19 protein-coding genes are annotated in these 17,104 nt (G+C 62.0%); 18 read left to right on the top strand and 1 reads right to left on the bottom strand.

Translation table 11 applies throughout. The features are described from left to right. Window positions 1–168: 168 nt before the first annotated feature. The 18 genes from bfr (at window position 169) to hemP (ending at window position 16,260) form a co-directional block, all read left to right on the top strand. The gene (gene bfr / locus ACHMXK_RS09450; protein ID WP_397439725.1) at window positions 169–645 is read left to right on the top strand and encodes a bacterioferritin; all 477 of its coding nucleotides are present in this window, start codon (window positions 169–171) and stop codon (window positions 643–645) included. 165 nt (window positions 646–810) lie between these two features. Continuing rightward, on the top strand, window positions 811–3,006 hold the full coding sequence (locus ACHMXK_RS09445; protein ID WP_397439723.1) for a TonB-dependent receptor: 2,196 nt from the start codon (window positions 811–813) through the stop codon (window positions 3,004–3,006). A gap of 40 nt (window positions 3,007–3,046) precedes the next feature. Further along, the gene (locus ACHMXK_RS09440; RefSeq protein WP_397439721.1) at window positions 3,047–3,463 is read left to right on the top strand and encodes a hypothetical protein; all 417 of its coding nucleotides are present in this window, start codon (window positions 3,047–3,049) and stop codon (window positions 3,461–3,463) included. A 12-nt stretch (window positions 3,464–3,475) separates the two neighbouring features. Next, window positions 3,476–5,071, top strand: coding sequence for a PepSY-associated TM helix domain-containing protein (locus ACHMXK_RS09435; protein ID WP_397439719.1), 1,596 nt, complete (start codon window positions 3,476–3,478; stop codon window positions 5,069–5,071). After that, window positions 5,064–5,390 (top strand): DUF3325 domain-containing protein, encoded by a 327-nt coding sequence (locus ACHMXK_RS09430; protein WP_397439717.1) that lies wholly within the window; start codon window positions 5,064–5,066, stop codon window positions 5,388–5,390. Before ACHMXK_RS09435 ends, ACHMXK_RS09430 begins: the two co-directional genes overlap by 8 nt. Window positions 5,391–5,636: 246 nt before the next feature. Continuing rightward, a complete protein-coding gene (locus tag ACHMXK_RS09425) occupies window positions 5,637–5,933 on the top strand; it encodes a ferrous iron transport protein A (protein ID WP_397439715.1) in 297 nt (98 codons plus the stop codon). Then, entirely contained in the window at window positions 5,930–7,885 is a 1,956-nt protein-coding gene (gene feoB / locus ACHMXK_RS09420) for a ferrous iron transport protein B (protein WP_397439713.1), read from the top strand. Before ACHMXK_RS09425 ends, feoB begins: the two co-directional genes overlap by 4 nt. Further along, window positions 7,882–8,142: a DUF6587 family protein gene (locus ACHMXK_RS09415; protein WP_397439711.1), complete on the top strand. Its 261-nt coding sequence runs from the start codon at window positions 7,882–7,884 to the stop codon at window positions 8,140–8,142. The genes feoB and ACHMXK_RS09415 overlap by 4 nt, the downstream gene beginning before the upstream one ends. 458 nt (window positions 8,143–8,600) lie before the next feature. Further along, entirely contained in the window at window positions 8,601–10,784 is a 2,184-nt protein-coding gene (locus ACHMXK_RS09410) for a TonB-dependent receptor (protein WP_397439709.1), read from the top strand. A gap of 15 nt (window positions 10,785–10,799) precedes the next feature. Beyond that, entirely contained in the window at window positions 10,800–11,489 is a 690-nt protein-coding gene (locus ACHMXK_RS09405; RefSeq protein ID WP_397439707.1) for a Fe2+-dependent dioxygenase, read from the top strand. A gap of 59 nt (window positions 11,490–11,548) precedes the next feature. Further along, complete coding sequence (locus tag ACHMXK_RS09400; RefSeq protein ID WP_397439705.1) at window positions 11,549–11,830, top strand: PepSY domain-containing protein; 282 nt, start codon at window positions 11,549–11,551, stop codon at window positions 11,828–11,830. A gap of 17 nt (window positions 11,831–11,847) precedes the next feature. After that, window positions 11,848–12,402: a cytochrome b/b6 domain-containing protein gene (locus ACHMXK_RS09395; RefSeq protein WP_397439703.1), complete on the top strand. Its 555-nt coding sequence runs from the start codon at window positions 11,848–11,850 to the stop codon at window positions 12,400–12,402. Continuing rightward, window positions 12,402–13,523, top strand: a complete 1,122-nt coding sequence (locus tag ACHMXK_RS09390; protein WP_397439701.1) for an alpha-hydroxy acid oxidase — start codon at window positions 12,402–12,404, stop codon at window positions 13,521–13,523. Before ACHMXK_RS09395 ends, ACHMXK_RS09390 begins: the two co-directional genes overlap by 1 nt. An 83-nt stretch (window positions 13,524–13,606) precedes the next feature. Beyond that, window positions 13,607–13,864 carry a bacterioferritin-associated ferredoxin gene (locus tag ACHMXK_RS09385; RefSeq protein WP_397439699.1) on the top strand — a complete coding sequence of 86 codons (258 nt, stop codon included), beginning with the start codon at window positions 13,607–13,609 and terminating at the stop codon, window positions 13,862–13,864. Window positions 13,865–14,001: 137 nt separating this feature from the next. Continuing rightward, window positions 14,002–14,667: an energy transducer TonB gene (locus ACHMXK_RS09380; RefSeq protein WP_397439698.1), complete on the top strand. Its 666-nt coding sequence runs from the start codon at window positions 14,002–14,004 to the stop codon at window positions 14,665–14,667. A 7-nt stretch (window positions 14,668–14,674) separates the two neighbouring features. After that, on the top strand, window positions 14,675–15,388 hold the full coding sequence (locus tag ACHMXK_RS09375; RefSeq protein WP_397439696.1) for a MotA/TolQ/ExbB proton channel family protein: 714 nt from the start codon (window positions 14,675–14,677) through the stop codon (window positions 15,386–15,388). Window positions 15,389–15,400: 12 nt separating this feature from the next. After that, a complete protein-coding gene (locus ACHMXK_RS09370) occupies window positions 15,401–15,814 on the top strand; it encodes an ExbD/TolR family protein (protein ID WP_397439694.1) in 414 nt (137 codons plus the stop codon). Window positions 15,815–16,041: 227 nt separating this feature from the next. After that, on the top strand, window positions 16,042–16,260 hold the full coding sequence (gene hemP, locus ACHMXK_RS09365) for a hemin uptake protein HemP (RefSeq protein ID WP_397439692.1): 219 nt from the start codon (window positions 16,042–16,044) through the stop codon (window positions 16,258–16,260). Between the two features lie 253 nt (window positions 16,261–16,513). Here the strand turns inward: hemP and ACHMXK_RS09360 are convergent, their stop codons facing one another. Further along, window positions 16,514–16,921: a heme-binding protein gene (locus tag ACHMXK_RS09360; protein WP_397439690.1), complete on the bottom strand. Its 408-nt coding sequence runs from the start codon at window positions 16,919–16,921 to the stop codon at window positions 16,514–16,516. Window positions 16,922–17,104: the final 183 nt, after the last annotated feature.

Below are 17,104 nucleotides of genomic sequence, written 5' to 3'. Positions count from 1 at the left end.
AGCCCCGCCATCCCGCCAGCCGCGGGTTGGCGGGCTGCGTGATGCAGCGCAATACGAACAGTTATCACAATCACACGCAAGCAGACCGCGCCAGTGGGGGAATGCTTGAGTTGAGGCGCATGCCGGGGGACAATCGCCCGATCACAACATAACGATAAAGGGAATCCCATGAAAGGCGACGCACAAGTCATTGCCCACTTGCAGGCTCAGCTCAAAAACGAGTTGACCGCCATCAACCAGTACTTCCTGCACTACCGCATGTACAAGCACTGGGGCCTGGACAAGCTGGCCAAGAAGGAATACGAAGAATCCATCGGCGAGATGAAACACGCCGACAAACTGATGGACCGCATCTTCATGCTGGACGGCCTGCCCAATCTGCAGGACCTGGGCAAGCTGATGATCGGCGAAGACGTGCCGGAAGCCCTGAAGTGCGACCTGGCCGCCGAAACCGGCGCGCAGGCCACCATCAAGGACGGCATGGCGCATTGCGAGTCCGTGCGTGACTACGTCTCGCGCGATCTGCTGCAAGGCATTCTGGACGACACCGAAGAACACATCGACTTTCTGGAAACCCAGATTGACCTGATCGACCGGGTCGGACTGCAGAATTACCTGCAAAGCCAGATGGGCGAACTCGGCTAAGCCCTTGCTTCTTTCTGCCACCCGCTAAAAAAACCAGCTCAGGCTGGTTTTTTTACATCGCAAACGATAATCATTCTCATTGTAAAGTTACAATAAAGATTGTCGCCAGCCAGCGTTGCCCAACGTACAAGCCAGCCAGAAACCGTTCTGTCCCTGAGCTTCGCCGTGACTCTCCCTACCTGCTTCCCGCCTCGATTTTTTCAGTCAAATCCATCTCCAGCCCTTGCCAGACGGGCGCAAACAGCTAGCAAATTTGCAGCAGCCTTCGCCCTCACGCCGCTGGCCTTGTGCGCCGTGCAACTGGCGGCGGCGCAAACCCTGCCAACCCTCACCATCCGGGCGGACACAGAACAAGGCTACTCCCCGTCCACCAGCAGCACGGCTACCAAGGGCAGCGCGCCCTTGCGCGACATCCCGCAATCGGTCAACGTGGTGCCGGGCCAGTTGCTGCGCGATCAGGCGGCACGCTCGATGGAAGATGTGCTGCGCAATGTGCCCGGCGTGGCAGCCAGCCATGGCGACGGCCAGCGCGACCAAGTAATCATTCGCGGCTTCTCTGCCATCACCGACCAGTTTGTCGACGGCGTGCGCGATGACGCCCTGTACTTTCGCGACCTGTCCAACATCGAACGGGTGGAAGTGCTCAAGGGTCCCTCGGCCGTGTTGTACGGGCGCGGTTCCTCGGGCGGGCTGATCAACCGCATCACCAAGAAACCCAAGTTCGGTGAAACCTCGGGCGAGGTGGCGTTAAGCCTGGGCAGCCACAGTCTGAAACGTATCGAGGGCGACCTGAACCTGTCCCTGGGTGAAGCGGCCGCCTTTCGCCTGAACGTGGCGCGCGAGGACTCGGGCAGCTACCGCGACCAGCAGTTTGTGGACCGCTACAGCTTTGCACCATCGCTGGCCTTGAAGCTGAGCGCGCAGACCGATGTGCTGCTGCAATACACGAAGGCGCGCGACCAGCGCGTGACGGACTTCGGCATCCCCGCATTGAACGGCCGACCCGTCGCCGTGCCGGCCAGCACATATTACGGCTCGGGCAACGCCAGGCGCGACGACACCAGCACCAGCCTGGTGGACGCCTACACCGCCACCGTGAACCACCACTTCAACGATGCGCTCAGCGTGCGCAACATCAGCCGCTACTACAGCTACGAGCTGGACCGCTACAACACCATGCCCAGCGGCACCACCGACCCGGTGGCGCTGACCGTGGGGCGCACCCGCAGCAGCGTCCTGCGCGATGAATCGGGCTGGTTCAACCAGACCGACTTCACTTACAAAAACACCTTGGGCGGCTTCAAGCAGGAGTGGCTGTTCGGCCTGGAGCTGGGCCAGCAGAAGCGCCGGTTGGAGTCGATCTCGGGCGTCACGGACCGGGTGTCCCTGTTCAACCCCGGCGGCGTGGTGCCGCCGGCCTTTACAGCGGCAAACTACGCGGCCGACAGCGCCATCCCCAACCACACCCAGCAAGACGTCCTGGGCCTGTACCTGCAAGACCAGATCACGCTGGCGCAGAACTGGAAGGCGCTGGTCGGCGTGCGTTATGACGAGTTCAAGCAAGCCACCCGCTGGGACCGCAAGCTCGGCCCCCTGGCACGCACCGACCGCAGCTTCAGCCCACGCGCGGGCCTTGTGTGGCAACCGGCCGACGCACAGTCTTACTACCTGTCCTACAGCCGCTCGTACCAACCCTCGGCCGAAGCCTTTGCCCTGGCTGCCAACAACACGGACAACGCGCCGGAAGTCACGCGCAACGTCGAGGTGGGCAGCAAGCTCGATTTTCTGGACGGCGCGCTCAGTGTGACAACCGCGCTCTTCAACCTGGAACGCAGCAACATCAAGAACACCGATCCGGCCAACCCGACCCTGCAAATCAACGTGGGCAAGCAGCGCACCAACGGGCTTGAGCTGGCCGTCAGCGGCCGCCTGCCGGGCCGCTGGGACGTGAGCGCGGGTTATGCCTACCTGGACGGCGAAATGGTGGAGTCCCTGGCGCGTGTCACATCGCTGCAACTGCCCACCGTGTCGGTTGCCTCCCTGGGCAAAGTCCCGGCACTGACGCCGCGCCACTCGGCATTTATGTGGGCCATGAAAGACCTGGGACGCGGTTTCAGCCTGGGCGGCGGCCTCAACTACGTGGGTGAACGTTTCACGTCCCTCACCAACCTGGTCACCCTGCCGTCCTACCTGACGGCCGACTTGGCCGGCAGCTACAAGACCGGCCGTTATGAGGTGGGCCTGAACCTGAAGAACATCACCGACAAGCAGCACTTCATCTCCAGCCACGGCAGCAACGACAACCTGATCCTGCCCGGCCCGCCGCGCCAACTGCTGCTGACACTGCGTACCAAGTTCTGAATTCACTCTGAAATAAGAGAGAAACAGGCCATCATCCCTTATGCGGCGGTCGCAAGCAGCTATCAAACCAGTAGCACCTTTTGCCTTGCTGACCCGCCCGCCCATCTTTTTATTCAGCTGGAATCCGCATGACCCGCAAAATCCTGTCCGCCCTGCCCGCTACGCCGAGCACCATGCATTGATGACCTGGAACGGGTTTTCAGTTTTTCTGCGCATCACCGCTGCGCTGCCGGGCGGCTACGCCTTCAGCGCCGCCTGCGTGGCCCTGCTCACCGCCGGGCTGCCGCGGCTGGGCCTGTCGCGCAGCGAAGCCGTGGCAAGCGCGGCGATGGCGGGCTTTGTGCTCTACCTGCTGGTGCTGCTGTGGGCCTTCAGCGTGCGCAGCCTGGCCCGCTTGTGGGCCGTGCTCGCGGCCGGCACGGCGCTGGCCTGCGGCCTGCTTTTTCTCATTCGCTAAAGGAGGCCGGCGATGGAACCCACTTTCCGTAAATCCATGGCCTGGCTGCACACCTGGGCCGGCGTCGTGATGGGCAGCCTGCTGCTGGCCATTTTCTGGATGGGCACGCTCAGCGTCTTCGACCGCGAAATCGATCGCTGGATGATGCCGGGCACGCGCCTGGCCCCCAGCCTGGCCGCGCAGTCCGTCAAACTCGACGGAGCCATCACCGCGCAAGCCCAGCGCCTCGCCCAAGGCGCGTCGCAATGGTCCATCCGCCTGCCCAGCGAGCGGGTGCCCGCCGTGGAGCTGCGCTGGCGCAATGCCAAGGGCGAGAACGAGCGGCGCTACCTGCATCCGCAAACCGGTGCCGTGCTGACGCACACCGACACACTGGCGGGCAGCGGTTTCATTTTCCCGTTTCACTACAGCTTGCACATCAAGTGGATGGACGTGGGTTATTGGCTGGTGGGGCTGGCCGGCATGGCCATGCTGCTGCTGGTCGTGAGCGGCGTCATCATCCACCGCAAAATCTTTGCCGACTTCTTTTTGTTTCGGCCCCAAAAACACCTGCAGCGCGCCAGCCTGGATCTGCACAACCTCACCGGCGTGCTGGCCATGCCGTTTCACTTTGCCGTCGCCCTGTCGGGTATCGTGATTCTGTTCAGCATCTACTGGCCCAGTGCCCACCACGCCGCTTACCCGCAGGCCAAGGATGCGCGGCAGGCTTTTCTGGCCGAAGGTTTTGGGCAATACCGCCGCGCCAAGGCCAATACGACCGGCCAGCCCCTGGCTTCGCTCGACGCCATGCGGGCCGGCGCCGAAAAGCAGTGGCAAGGCGGCCAGGCCGACTTCATCCGCGTCTGGCACCCTGGCGACGCCAACAGCCATGTGGAGCTGCGCCGCGCTTATACCGACATGGTGACGATGAACCTGGACCAGATCTACCTGGACGCCGCCACCGGTACGGTGCTCCAACGTTTCGAGGCCGCGCCGGTGATACGTGTGCAGCGTTTCATCAGCGGCCTGCATTTCATCCAGTTCGAGCATTGGACGCTGCGCTGGCTTTATTTCCTGGCCGGCTTGTCGGGCTGCATCATGATCGCCACCGGTTTTCTGTTCTGGCTGGAATCGCGCCGCGCCAGCCATGCCAGAAAGGGCCTGGCCGGGGTGTGGGTGGTGGAGGCACTCACTGTGGCCAGCGTGCCGGGCATCGTCATTGCCACGCTGCTGTTTTTTATCTCCAACCGGCTATTACCCCTCGATGCCACCCTGGCGGGCCACGGCCGCGCCGCCCTGGAGATGTGGGCCTTCTACCTGGCCTGGCTGGCCACCTTGGTCCACGCCGCATGGCGCGCCCGCGCGGCATGGCAGGAGCAAACATGGGCCGTGGCCGGACTGGCCCTGTTGGCCGTGGCGCTGAACTGGTTGACCACCGGTCAGCACCTCGTCCACACGCTGGGCCACGGACTTTGGGCCGTGGCTGGCATGGACTTGCTGCTGCTGGCCGCCGCCGGCCTGGCGGCCGGCATGGCACGGCGCCTCACGCGCAAAGCGGCGCGCGCACAAGCCGCCCCTGTCACCGCGCGGCGCGCCAGGGGCGCGGACAGCAGCACAAGCCATGCGTGAGCCCATGCTGATGCTCGCCGCCTGTTTGCTGGCCCTGTGGGGATTTTCGCTGCTGGCCTTGAGCCAGGAGCGCCACCTTGAACGTGTTTTTGGATCAAATGACTATCCGGCCCTTAAGCTGCGAGCGCAACGCGCTATATCTTTCATAGCGATCAGTCTCAGCCTGATAGCCTGCATTGCCGCGCAAGGCGCCAGCTTCGGCATCCTGTTGTGGGTACTGCTGGTCTGCGCAGCGGCCATGGCCATCGCGCTGACCCTCACTTGGCGGCCGCAATGGCTGCGGCGATTGCCTTGTCCAGGCCGTCCACGATGGTGCTGACAGCGCGCCGAGTGCCGCTGAAAGCCTGTTCGCGATCTCCAGGGGGCCACGTTCGGACGCAATCAGGACCATTTCGTTCCCCCCGAAGGGCATGTGCCGTTTCGGGCGCTCTGACACGGGGCCAAAGCCCCGTCTTTACCGGAAGTTGACACCCTGGGGAAGCGTTGTTTCATTTACAATGCAAATAATAATGATTCTCATAAAGAGTGGCATACGAAGCCGACCGGCCATGCCCGAAACCGCCCTATGACCCCTGCCGCGATGCCGTCCTCCCCAGCCCTGTCCACAGCCGCTTTATTGCTCGCCGATCTGGCGCCGAACCAGGTGACCACCATCCTCGGCCTGACGGCAGCCCAGGGCGAAGACGGGACCCCGGCTTTGCTGCAGCGACTGGCCGAACTCGGCTTCATGACAGGGGAAATCGTCAGCGTGTTGCAGCGTGGCCCGGGCGGCCGCGAACCGATTGCGGTCCAGGTCGGCGACACGGTGTTTGCCCTGCGCCTTCATGAAGCCAGTTGTATCCAGGTGAAGGTGCCCGCATGAGCGCCGCCGTCCACCCCGTCACCAGTGCCGCCTTGCCGCGTATTGCCCTGGTCGGCAACCCCAACTGCGGCAAGACCGCGCTGTTCAACCTGCTCACCGGTGCGCGCCAGAAAGTCGCCAACTACGCCGGCGTGACGGTAGAACGCAAGGAAGGTCATACCCGCCTGCCCGACGGCCGCGAGTTGACCGTGATGGACTTGCCCGGCGCCTACAGCCTGAACCCGGCCACCGCCGACGAAACCATCACACATGACGTGGTGATGGGTCTGCGCAGCGGCGAAAGCCGGCCCGACGGCATCATCGCCGTGGTCGACGCCACCAACCTGCGCATGAACCTGCGCCTGGTGCTGCAGCTGCGCGCCCTGGGCCGGCCCATGGTGCTGGCGCTGAACATGATGGACGTGGCGCGGGCGCGCGGCCTGCAGATCGACATCCAACAGCTGTCGGCCGAACTCGGCATGCCGGTGGTGGAAACCGTCGCGGTGCAAAGCACCTGGGGCGGCAAAAAACATGGCAACGGGCGCGAGGCCTTGCTGCAGGCGGCCCAAGACGCCTTTTATGCCGTCCCGCAGGCGGATCATGAAGGTTTTAGGCCTCCAGCCCAGACCCCACCTGCGCAAGCAGCTATCAAAAACATAGCGACCGAGCCGCAAGACGCGGCCGCGCTGCAGGTCCAGGTGCGCGCCATCCTGGCGGCGGCGGTGCCCAACGCCGGCCAGGTCAAACGTTTCAACCACCGCATCGACGCCATCGTGATGCACCCGGTCTACGGCCTGCTGTTGCTGGCCACCGTGCTCTTCCTAATTTTCCAGGCGGTGTTTGCCTGGGCCAACCTGCCCATGGACCTGATCAAGGACGGCGTGGCCGCGGTTGGCACGCTGATCCAGAACAACCTGGCGCCCGGCCTGTTGCAAAGCCTGCTGGTGGACGGCATCGTCGCCGGCGTCGGCGGCGTGCTGGTGTTTTTGCCGCAGATCGTGATCCTGTTTTTCTTCATCCTGATGCTGGAAGACTCCGGCTACCTGCCGCGCGCCGCCTTTTTGCTGGACAACGTGATGGGCAAGGTCGGGTTGTCGGGCCGCGCCTTCATCCCGCTGCTCTCGAGTTTTGCCTGCGCGATTCCCGGCATCATGGCCACACGCACCATCCCGCACTCGCGCGACCGGCTGGCCACCATCATGATTGCGCCGCTGATGACCTGCTCGGCCCGGCTGCCGCTGTACGCGCTGCTGATAGGCGCTTTCATCCCGGACCGCGATATCGGCTTTTTCAACCTGCAAGGCCTGACCCTGTTTGCGCTGTATGTACTCGGCATTCTGTCGGCCATGGCCGTGGCCTGGGTCTTCAAGCGCACCTGGGCCAAAAACAGCTACCAGCCGTTGATGCTGGAGCTGCCGCCCTACCGCGTGCCGAATCTGCGCAACCTGGCGCAAGGCCTGTGGCAACGGGTGCAGATTTTCATGCAGCGTGTGGGCACGATTATTTTTGCGTTGATGGTGGTTTTGTGGTTTCTCTCCACCTTCCCCGGCCCGCCCGATGGCGCGACCGGGCCGGCCATCCAGTACAGCTTTGCCGGCATGATTGGCAAGGCACTGGGAGTGATTTTTGCGCCCATCGGGTTCAACTGGCAAATCTCCATCGCCCTGGTGCCCGGCATGGCCGCGCGTGAAGTCGCCGTCGGCGCACTCGGCACGGTCTACGCGTTGTCCGCCACCGGCGACGATACCGCCGTGGCGCTGGCGCCGCTGATTGCCCAGAGCTGGTCCATCGCCACCGCTTATTCGCTGCTGGCCTGGTATGTGTTTGCGCCGCAATGTATCTCGACCCTGGCCGTGGTCAAACGCGAAACCAACTCCTGGCGTTACCCGCTGCTGATGGCCGCCTACCTGTTTGCACTGGCTTATGCTGCTTCGTTTGTCACCTACCGCGTCGTGCTGGCGCTCACCACATGATGACGATTCCCCTGCAATCCCTGGTGGTCTACACGGTGGTCGCCTTGTGCGCGGTCTACAGCGTATGGATATTCCTGCCGGCCAGCCTGAAGCGGCGTATCGCGACGGCCTTGATGGCCAGCTCCAGCCGCCTGCGGTCCTCGCGCAGGCTGCAAACGCTGGCGCAAAAACAAGGCGGCTGCGGCTCCGGCTGTGACAGCTGCGGCCCGGCCAAACCGGTGCAGGAACACAAGATCCAGCTGTTCCGGCGGCGTTGAGCGTCGCGGGTCTGCAAAGCCCCCGATTCGGACCAACGTAACGAGCCCCCGCGGCTTCAGCAGCGTCGCAAAGACAAGCAGAACGGATGACGGCAAGGCAGCGCTATAAGCGCAGGCGCTCATCTTTGGGGCGCCCAAACATGGGTTCGGCCTCAAGTGCGGAAGGATTTTGCTTTTTCGCAACACCCGCCAAAGAACTTAGTGCGAATCATTATCATTTGACATACAATTTCTAACGAAACTTAACGCGCCAGCCAACTCTCGTCCCTGTGGACCGCTGAGTCCAGCCAAGCCATTTCTGAAACCCGGTTCCTTGCCGTCACAAGGCTGAACCCCGCTTGGAGGCCATCTTGGCACACCCTTCCGTTCCAGCGTCACGCTCCGCTCGAAACAAAAAATCCCGCTCCGCCGCCCCCGCTGGCAACACCCGTAACACATCTGCTGCGTCGGAAAAAGGCATGCTGCCACTGGGTGCACTGATGCTCGCGGCGTCCGTGAGTGGCTGGGCGCAAAGCAATGCAGCAACTGGCGCGGAGGCAACACTGAAAACGGTGACCGTCACCGAAAAAGTGGAAGGCAAGGATGCCTTGCAGACCAAAAAAACCAATATTGGCAAGGGCACGCAGGATATCCGCGACATCCCGCAATCGATCAGCGTCGTGACCGAAAAGCTCATTGATGACCGCAAGCTCGACACCCTGAAAGATGCGCTTCACCACACCGCAGGCATCACCTTTGCTGCGACCGAAAACGGCACCGACCAGGACATCCGCCTGCGCGGTTTTCCTGTCGCCACCGTGGGTGATTTGCTGATCGACGGCATGCGTGATCCATCGCAATACGACAGGGACACCTTCAATTACGACCGCATTGAGATCTTGCGCGGTTCGGCCTCCATGTTGTTCGGCAGGGGCTCCACTGGCGGTGTCATCAACCAGGTGACCAAGCAGCCCATGCTGCTGGACCAGAACGACGTCGAGACCACCATTGGCTCACGCGGCTACGTGCGTTCCACGGCCGACTTCAACATCAGGACCGGTGAAGAAGCGGCGTTGCGCCTCAACGTCATGGTGAACAAGGCCGACAACGGCGGTGCAAAAGTCGACAAATACGGCATTGCGCCCACCTACCGCTGGGGCATCGGTACCCGCGACGAATTCAGCGTGGGCCTGTTTCACCTGAAAGTGGACAATATCCCCCAGTCCAGCATGCGTTACCTGGGCGGCAATGTGCCCAACGTCAAGCCAGGCAACTTTTATGGCACCCAAAGCGACTACCTTCTGGGCGAGGCCACCTATGGAACCGCCCAGCACATCCATCGTTTTGATGAAGGCGGCGAACTTCGCAGCCAGGTCCGTAGCGGCGTCTTTGACAGGGCGCAATGGGGCACCAATGCCGCTTTTGCGGCCGCCCCCCTGAACCCTGTGACGGTCACGGCCGCGAATCTCAACCCATCCACCGTGCTGCAGCGGCAAGGCCTGACGCCACGCAAGGACCAGTTCAAGGGCACCTATTTCCAGAGCGACTATTCCAATGAGGTCAACTGGTTGGGGATGAAACACCAGATCCTGACTGGGGTCGATGCCTCCAGCGAGCGCGCCAACCGCTATCTGGCCAACAACGGTATTGGTGCCAACTTCGACAAGGGCAATACCACCATAGGCACCCCCAATGATGGGCGTACTTTGGCTGTCTCCCCGATTTATCGTGATTCGAGCAATTATTCGGCCTCGTCCATGGGCGCGTATGTCCAGGACCTGGTACAGATTGCCCCGGACTGGAAACTGCTGGGTGGCGTGCGTTATGACCGCTTCAAAGGCGACTTCAACAACCTCGTTTACGCCGCCACCACAGGTAACACGCTGACCAGAACTGACAACTCCCAGATGTCCATCGGGGCCTTCAGCTACCGTGGCGGTGTGTTGTACCAGCCAACGACCACCAGTTCCTTCCACTTTTCCTATGGCACGTCGTTCAATACCAACGCGGACACCTACCAGTACACGACGCCGCAAACCGCGAACACGCCGCCTGAAAAAAGCCGCAACATCGAACTCGGTGCCAAGCTGGATTGGCTGAACGGCAAGCTGTCGACCCGCGCAGCCTTGTTCCGCACCGAAAAATACAACGAACGCACCACCGATGCCGACTTTGCCGGAACGGCATTCCTGTTGTCCGGTAAACGGCACACGGCCGGCGTTGAATTTGATGTGGTGGGCCGTCTGACACCGCAATGGGAAATCTACCTCTCGTATGCCTACACACCGATCGCGAAAATTGACGCGGCCGGTACGGCGGCCCAGGCAACCATTGGCCAACGTGTGGGCCTCACACCCAAACACAGCGGCAGCGCATGGGTCAGCTACCAGGCGACACCCAAGCTGCGCGTGGCAGGCGGCATCAATGGCAGCAGCGAAAACTTCGCCCTTGCCGGCACCAGCGGCGCGGCGCAGCTGACCGCCCGGGCCGCCGGTTACATGTTGGCCGACGCCATGATGGAATACAAGTTCACCCAGGACACGTATATGCAGGTCAACGTCAGCAACATCGCCAACAAGATTTACGGCGACCAGCTGTATCCCGGGTTTGTGATTACCGGTGCGCCGCGCACGTTCAAAATGACCGTCGGCACACGTTTCTGACCTTATCATTCCTAAATGCTTCTGCAGGTTCCTGACATCCTGAGTCCTGACGAGATCCGTCAGGCGCGTAACGTGCTCGCCCGAGCCCCCTGGGGCAGCGGGCGCATCACGGCAGGAGAACAATCTGCGCAGGTCAAAAACAATGAGCAGTTGCCCGAAACCAGCCAGGAAACGCGCGAGCTACAGGCTTTGGTCTTGGCCGGGCTGGAGCGCCATCCGGTTTTTTTCTCGGCCACACTGCCCAAACAGATCTCCCCGCCACTGTTCAACCGCTACGGAGGCGCGGCGAACCACTTCGGCAACCATGTCGACAGTGCCGTGCGTTACCTGCGCAATGGCGCGGGACGCGTGCGTACCGACATCTCCTGCACGCTGTTTTTATCCGAACCCGAAGAATACGACGGCGGCGAACTGGTGATTGAAAACACCGGCGGCCAGCAGCAACGCATCAAGTTGCCGGCTGGCCACATGGTGATTTACCCCGGCACCAGCGTGCACCGCGTGGAGCCCGTCACGCGCGGCCATCGCCTGGCGAGTTTTTTCTGGATCCAGAGCATGGTGCGCAGCAACGAGCATAGACAACTGCTGTTTGACATGGATGCACATCTGATACGCCTGCGCAGCACGATAGGCGAAACCGATGCTTCCGTGATCGGCCTGACGGGCACTTATCACAATTTGCTGCGCACCTGGCTGGATGTCTGACGTCCGTCACAGCGCAAATCCGAAAACCACCCTCTCCACCCGTGAGAAAAAGGAAATCCATGAAACAAGCTTCAATCCTTTCCCTGGCCCTGCTCTGCATGGCCGCTGCCGGCACAGCCCAGGCGCATGGCGACTTTCGCTGTGATGTGCCCAAAGCCGAATGGAAAACGCAGATGGAACTGCAGCGCAAACTGACGGCAGACGGCTGGAAAGTTCGCCAGGTCAAAACCGACAACGGTTGTTACGAAGTCTATGGCTTCGACGACAAAGGCCAGCGTATCGAAATTTATTTCAACCCCAAGACGTTTGAAAAAGTGGGCGAGATCAAGCAGCCCTCTTAAGCCTGAGCACCGCCAGGATGTCCGGCTTGACCGCACCCATCAAGGTCTGGGACAGGCTGATTCGCCTGCTGCACTTGGTGCTCGTGGCCTCAGTTGTGGTGGCCTGGAGCAGCACACTCGGCCAGGGCTTTGTCAAGGCACATGAACCTGCTGGCTATATCGCCCTGGCCGTCGTCGCCATCCGCGTGATCTGGGGGTTCTGCGGTAGCCACTACGCGCGTTTTTCCCAGTTTGTCTGCGGTAAGGGCGAGGTCTTGCACTATGCCGACCAGCTGCGAACCGGCAAGGAACCCCGTTATATCGGCCACAACCCCTTGGGGGGCTGGATGGTCCTGCTCTTGCTGGGCCTTGTCGCCAGCCTGGGCCTGACCGGCTGGCTTTACACCACCGACTACTTCTGGGGGATGGCCTGGCTGGATACGCTGCACCATGCCCTGGCATGGGCGCTGCTCGTCCTTATTGCGCTGCATCTGGCCGGTGTGGCCTTCACCAGCCTGCGCCACCGGGAAAACCTGGTCGCAGCCATGTTCAGCGGACGCAAGCCCGCACCCGATCCGGGTGACTCAGTCTGATGAACCCGGTTCCTGAGCTCGGAAAAATCCCGCCGGGCGTCGTCACGCTGGCAGACCATGAGGCGCACGCCCGCACCGTGCTGGACGACAACGCCTGGGCCTACTTCAGTGGCGGTGCGGCAGACGAAATCACGCTGCGTGCCAACAACAGCGCCTGGAATGCACTTTCCCTGCAGCCACGTGTCCTGCGTGCGATGACTGGCGGCCATACCCGCGTGACATTGCTAGGCCGAACCCTGGCCCATCCGGTATTGCTGGCCCCGGTAGCCTTCCAGCGCATGGCGCACCCGGACGGTGAAATGGCAAGCGCTTATGCCGCCGCCGCACAGGGGGCCGGCTTGGTGCTCAGCACACAGTCCAGCACCCCGCTCGAATCGGTGGCCCGTGCGGTACTGAGCGAAGCACAGCGTGGGCCTTTGTGGTTTCAGCTTTACATGCAGCATGACCGCGGTTTCACGCGCGAACTGGTCCAGCGCGCCGAACAGGCAGGCTACGAGGCGCTGGTGCTGACCGTGGATGCGTCCTGCAGCGGCGCACGGGACCGCGAGCGCCGCGCCAGCTTCTGCTTGCCGCCGCATGTCTCGGCGGTCAACCTGGAAGGCCTTGGCGCCCCCGCCCCCATCACCTTGCAGCCGGGCCAGAGTGCCCTGTTTGATGGCTTGCTGGCCACCGCGCCCACCTGGTCCGACGTCGAATGGCTGCAAGCCCAAACCCGTCTGCCGGTGCTGCTCAAGGGCATCCTGCATGAAGAGGATGCGCGCCAGGCCGCCGCCCTGCAGCTGGCCGGCATCATCGTTTCCAACCATGGCGGCCGTACGCTGGACACTACACCCGCCACGGCCCATGTTTTGCCGCGTATCGCTGACGCCACCAAAGGCGAGCTGCCCCTTCTGGTCGATGGCGGTATACGCCGCGGCACCGACATCCTCAAGGCCATGGCCCTGGGGGCCTCCGCCGTGCTGGTTGGACGGCCCTACCTCTACGGCCTGTCGAATGCGGGCGCATTGGGCGTGGCTCACGTGTTGCGTCTGCTGCGTGATGAACTGGAAATTGCGATGGCCCTCAGCGGCTGCGCGACCCTGGAGCAGACATCGCGGGCCCTGCTTTTCAGGCTGGATTAACCTCGTTGGCGTCAATGTATTGCAAATGCGATAGATTCGCATTTATAATCCCATCACCGAATGACCAACCAGCAAGCCAATCCATGATCGTCTGTGTCTGCCGCCGAATCTCCGACCGAGAAATTGCCCGCCATGCCCATGCCGGTATGGGTTTCGACGAGATCCAGTTCGAACTGGGTGTGGCCACCCAGTGTGGCCGGTGTGAAGGTTGTGCCCGTGACGTGGTGGCGCAATGCAGCGCCAGCCGCCCCACAGCCAACATCAAGCTCGCCACCAACACCCTGGAAGGCAGCCCATGGCATCCTCTTTCTCCCTCTTTGCAGCTCTCGCCGGCAGCCTGATACTGGCCCTCATCCCACTCTGGTGGATTTTTCGCCGCTAAGGGCAGCCACCGCATGTTCTGCATTGCGCGCCCGCCTCCACTAGACTCCTGATGAACGCTCCCGCCTTTTCGCCCTCTTCAGCCCCCTCACAGCCCGTGCGCCTCCCTCTGAATCGCAATCTGGTCATTGCCGTGAGCGTGATCGCGTTTCATGTGCTGGTGTTGTGGGCCATGCAAAACGGCTTGTTGCGCCGGGCCGCGGAAATTGTGGTGCCGGTCGAGCTCCTGACCCGCATCATCGAGATCGAGCCGCCCAAGGTCGCACCGCCGCCACCACCGCCCCCGCCGCCGGCCAAACCGGCGCCCAAAACAGCCAAGCTGCCGCCACCGCCCATGCCTGTGGCCATCCCGGATCCGGTGCCGACGCCGAATGCACCCACCGGCGTGGTCGCGCCGCAACCGCCGGCTCCGCCCGTTTTGACCCCGGTCGCACCAGCCCCCGCGCCGCCCGCCCCACCGGCCGCGCCGCGCCTGGTCGAGGTCACCCAGGGCGAAACCGAATACATCCGGCCGCCGCGTGTGGTTTATCCGTCGCTGAGCAAACGCAGCGGCGAAACCGGCGTGGTCATCATCAAGGTTTATTACAACGCCGCCGGCCGCGCCGTGCGCGGCAGCGTCTTCAAGTCCAGCGGTTTTGAACGCCTGGACCGTGCCGCCTACGACGCGGTGATGGCCTCGCAGGTCACCCCTTTCCGCCGTGCAGGCACCGATGCCAACACCGAGTTTCTGCTCAAAGCCCCGATTAATTTTGTTCTGGAGTAAGTAAGTTATGAATTCACAATTTGGTTTGATGAGCGTCTGGACGCAGGGCGACTTTGTCACCAAGAGCGTAGCCCTCCTGCTGCTGGGTATGTCGCTAGCCTCCTGGATCGTGATCCTGATCAAGACCCTGGACCTGATCAAGTACAAAAAAATCTCGCGCGTCGCCGAAGACTTCTGGCACAGCGAAGACTTTGCCGCCGGCCTGGCCAAGCTGGATAACGACCCGGCCAACCCCTTCCGCCTGTTGGCCATCGAAGGCCGCGAAGCCACGGCCCACCACCGCAACACCAAGGTGCACTTGCATGATTCGCTGGATGTGAGCGACTGGGTCACACGCAGCCTGCGCAACACCATGGACGAGTTCACCTCGCGCCTGCAGTCCGGCCTGGCCATCCTGGCCTCAGTCGGTTCCACCGCGCCCTTCGTCGGCCTGTTTGGCACGGTCTGGGGTATTTACCACGCGTTGCTGAGCATTGGCACGGCCGGCCAGGCGACCATCGACAAGGTCGCCGGCCCCATCGGCGAGTCGCTGATCATGACGGCGTTGGGCCTGGCCGTGGCGATTCCGGCGGTGCTGGGCTACAACGCGCTGGTGCGCGGCAACAAAGGTGTGCTCCAAAAGCTCAACCGCTTTGCGCATGACCTGCATGCCTACTTTGTCACCGGCGCCCGCGTCAACAGCAGCGGCCCGGCCAATGTTGTGCCGATGAAAAAAGCCTAAGCGAGGCACAGCATGGCTTTTGGAACCCAGGACGACACCGACGAGGTGATGAACGAGATCAACATGACGCCCCTGGTGGACGTGATGTTGGTGCTGCTGATCATCTTCATCATCACCGTGCCGGTGATGAAACACGCGGTCAACATCGACTTGCCGCGCGCCACCAACGAGGCGCAAGTCATCAAGCCCGAAACGATTCGGCTGACGGTGGATGCGCAAGGCGCGTATTACTTCAACGAGGCGAGAATCGAAGACGCCGACCTGGCGCCGCGCCTGCAGGCCGCCGCCGCGCAAAACCCGCAGCCCGAGCTGCATATCCGCGGCGACAAGGCGGTGCGTTACGAAAAAGTGGCCCAGGCCATGGCCGCCGCCCAACATGCCGGCCTGCACAAGATCGGCTTCATCACCGAACCCGACCTGCCCTGAGCCCTTCCGGCCCATCGGCTGGCGTGAACGCCTGGCTCCGCAAGGAGGCCAGGCGTTTTTTATTGGGGCATCCCCCGCGCCTGCCGTCTGCAGGCTGGGTTCAGCGCTATCCAGCTCACCGAAGACCGGAAAAACAAGCCATCTCCGAAAAAATATCCGGCTTTTTTATTGACTTTTAATTGCGAATCATTATCATTACGGAAACGACAGCCCAACAGGTAAACACCATGTCCCTCGCCCTTGACGCCACCACCCTGAGCCTGCCATCTCGCGCACACCGCCAGCCGGATGTGGCGACTTCTGCCGCGACGGGTCGCAACGAGTCGAGCATCGCACTGGACAGCACCGAGATCCTGCGCGGCCAGAAGGCCGTGGAGATCAAACACAACGGCCTGACCTACCGCCTGCAGGCCACCCGGCTGGGCAAGCTGATCCTGACCAAATAGACCCGAGGTACACCCCCTCCTCCCAGTTTCATCGTGGGGCGATCCGAGGTTTGAATAACCTCAAAGATCGTTTTTTGCCAGCCAGCCATCCGCTTTCGGGCGCGTGTTGTAGCCAGGCTTTTTTTCTCCACTGCCAGATGCAAAAAGCCGACTCGAAAGTCGGCTTTTTTGTGCCTGAATCAGGCTCCAGCCCTTGATGATCGGGCGTAGATAGCTATCAATTCAGTAGCATCTGAAGCTTGTGCTCAGAGGCTTATAGACCGATCGCAGCCATGCCGGCACGTGCGATCTGTGCATCTTCGCTGGACTTCACACCGCTGACACCGACCGCGCCCAGGCACTGGCCGTCTTTCATGATGGGCACACCGCCTTCGAGCAGGCCCTTGAGGTCGGGCGCGCTCAGGAAAGAGACGCGGCCGCCGTTGACCATGTCTTCGTAAATCTTGCTTTCACGCCGGCCCAGCGCGGCCGTATTGGCCTTGGCCGGTGCGATGTGGGCCGAAATCGGCGCCGCGCCATCCAGGCGCTGCAGATGCAACAAATGGCCGCCGTCGTCCACGATGGCAATCGTCACCGCCCACTTGTTGGTGACAGCTTCTGCAGCGGCAGCGGCGGCAATGGCCTGCACATCGGCAAAGTCCAGCACTGATTTTGATTTCATGTTTCTTTCCAGAGTTGTTGAGCAAAGGGCCAAGCATACGCAAATTTTTTGCCCTTCCCGCGCCGCATTGCCTGCCTGCGGGCATCAACAGCCCTGACAAAAAGGAGGCAGTCCGCAAGGGCATTGCTTGAAAATCCAGGCATCACCCCTAAAATGTAAGCACCTGCATATGCAGGCTTCTAT

It is taken from the genome of Polaromonas sp. UC242_47 (assembly GCF_044452385.1).
Taxonomy (GTDB): Bacteria; Pseudomonadota; Gammaproteobacteria; order Burkholderiales; family Burkholderiaceae_C; genus Polaromonas.
This window is presented reverse-complemented; position numbering and strand designations above follow the sequence as displayed.

What these genes read in the sequence shown, in the direction of transcription:
- ACHMXK_RS09375 (WP_397439696.1), top strand. Translation starts at nt 14,675, where the DNA reads ATGAATTCACAATTTGGTTTGATGAGCGTCTGGACGCAGGGCGACTTT.
- feoB (WP_397439713.1), top strand. Translation starts at nt 5,930, where the DNA reads ATGAGCGCCGCCGTCCACCCCGTCACCAGTGCCGCCTTGCCGCGTATT.
- ACHMXK_RS09430 (WP_397439717.1), top strand. Translation starts at nt 5,064, where the DNA reads ATGCGTGAGCCCATGCTGATGCTCGCCGCCTGTTTGCTGGCCCTGTGG.
- ACHMXK_RS09440 (WP_397439721.1), top strand. Translation starts at nt 3,047, where the DNA reads ATGCGGCGGTCGCAAGCAGCTATCAAACCAGTAGCACCTTTTGCCTTG.
- ACHMXK_RS09435 (WP_397439719.1), top strand. Translation starts at nt 3,476, where the DNA reads ATGGAACCCACTTTCCGTAAATCCATGGCCTGGCTGCACACCTGGGCC.
- ACHMXK_RS09425 (WP_397439715.1), top strand. Translation starts at nt 5,637, where the DNA reads ATGACCCCTGCCGCGATGCCGTCCTCCCCAGCCCTGTCCACAGCCGCT.
- ACHMXK_RS09360 (WP_397439690.1), bottom strand. Translation starts at nt 16,921, where the DNA reads ATGAAATCAAAATCAGTGCTGGACTTTGCCGATGTGCAGGCCATTGCC.
- ACHMXK_RS09400 (WP_397439705.1), top strand. Translation starts at nt 11,549, where the DNA reads ATGAAACAAGCTTCAATCCTTTCCCTGGCCCTGCTCTGCATGGCCGCT.
- bfr (WP_397439725.1), top strand. Translation starts at nt 169, where the DNA reads ATGAAAGGCGACGCACAAGTCATTGCCCACTTGCAGGCTCAGCTCAAA.
- ACHMXK_RS09410 (WP_397439709.1), top strand. Translation starts at nt 8,601, where the DNA reads ATGCTGCCACTGGGTGCACTGATGCTCGCGGCGTCCGTGAGTGGCTGG.
- ACHMXK_RS09390 (WP_397439701.1), top strand. Translation starts at nt 12,402, where the DNA reads ATGAACCCGGTTCCTGAGCTCGGAAAAATCCCGCCGGGCGTCGTCACG.
- ACHMXK_RS09370 (WP_397439694.1), top strand. Translation starts at nt 15,401, where the DNA reads ATGGCTTTTGGAACCCAGGACGACACCGACGAGGTGATGAACGAGATC.
- hemP (WP_397439692.1), top strand. Translation starts at nt 16,042, where the DNA reads ATGTCCCTCGCCCTTGACGCCACCACCCTGAGCCTGCCATCTCGCGCA.
- ACHMXK_RS09385 (WP_397439699.1), top strand. Translation starts at nt 13,607, where the DNA reads ATGATCGTCTGTGTCTGCCGCCGAATCTCCGACCGAGAAATTGCCCGC.
- ACHMXK_RS09395 (WP_397439703.1), top strand. Translation starts at nt 11,848, where the DNA reads ATGTCCGGCTTGACCGCACCCATCAAGGTCTGGGACAGGCTGATTCGC.
- ACHMXK_RS09405 (WP_397439707.1), top strand. Translation starts at nt 10,800, where the DNA reads ATGCTTCTGCAGGTTCCTGACATCCTGAGTCCTGACGAGATCCGTCAG.
- ACHMXK_RS09415 (WP_397439711.1), top strand. Translation starts at nt 7,882, where the DNA reads ATGATGACGATTCCCCTGCAATCCCTGGTGGTCTACACGGTGGTCGCC.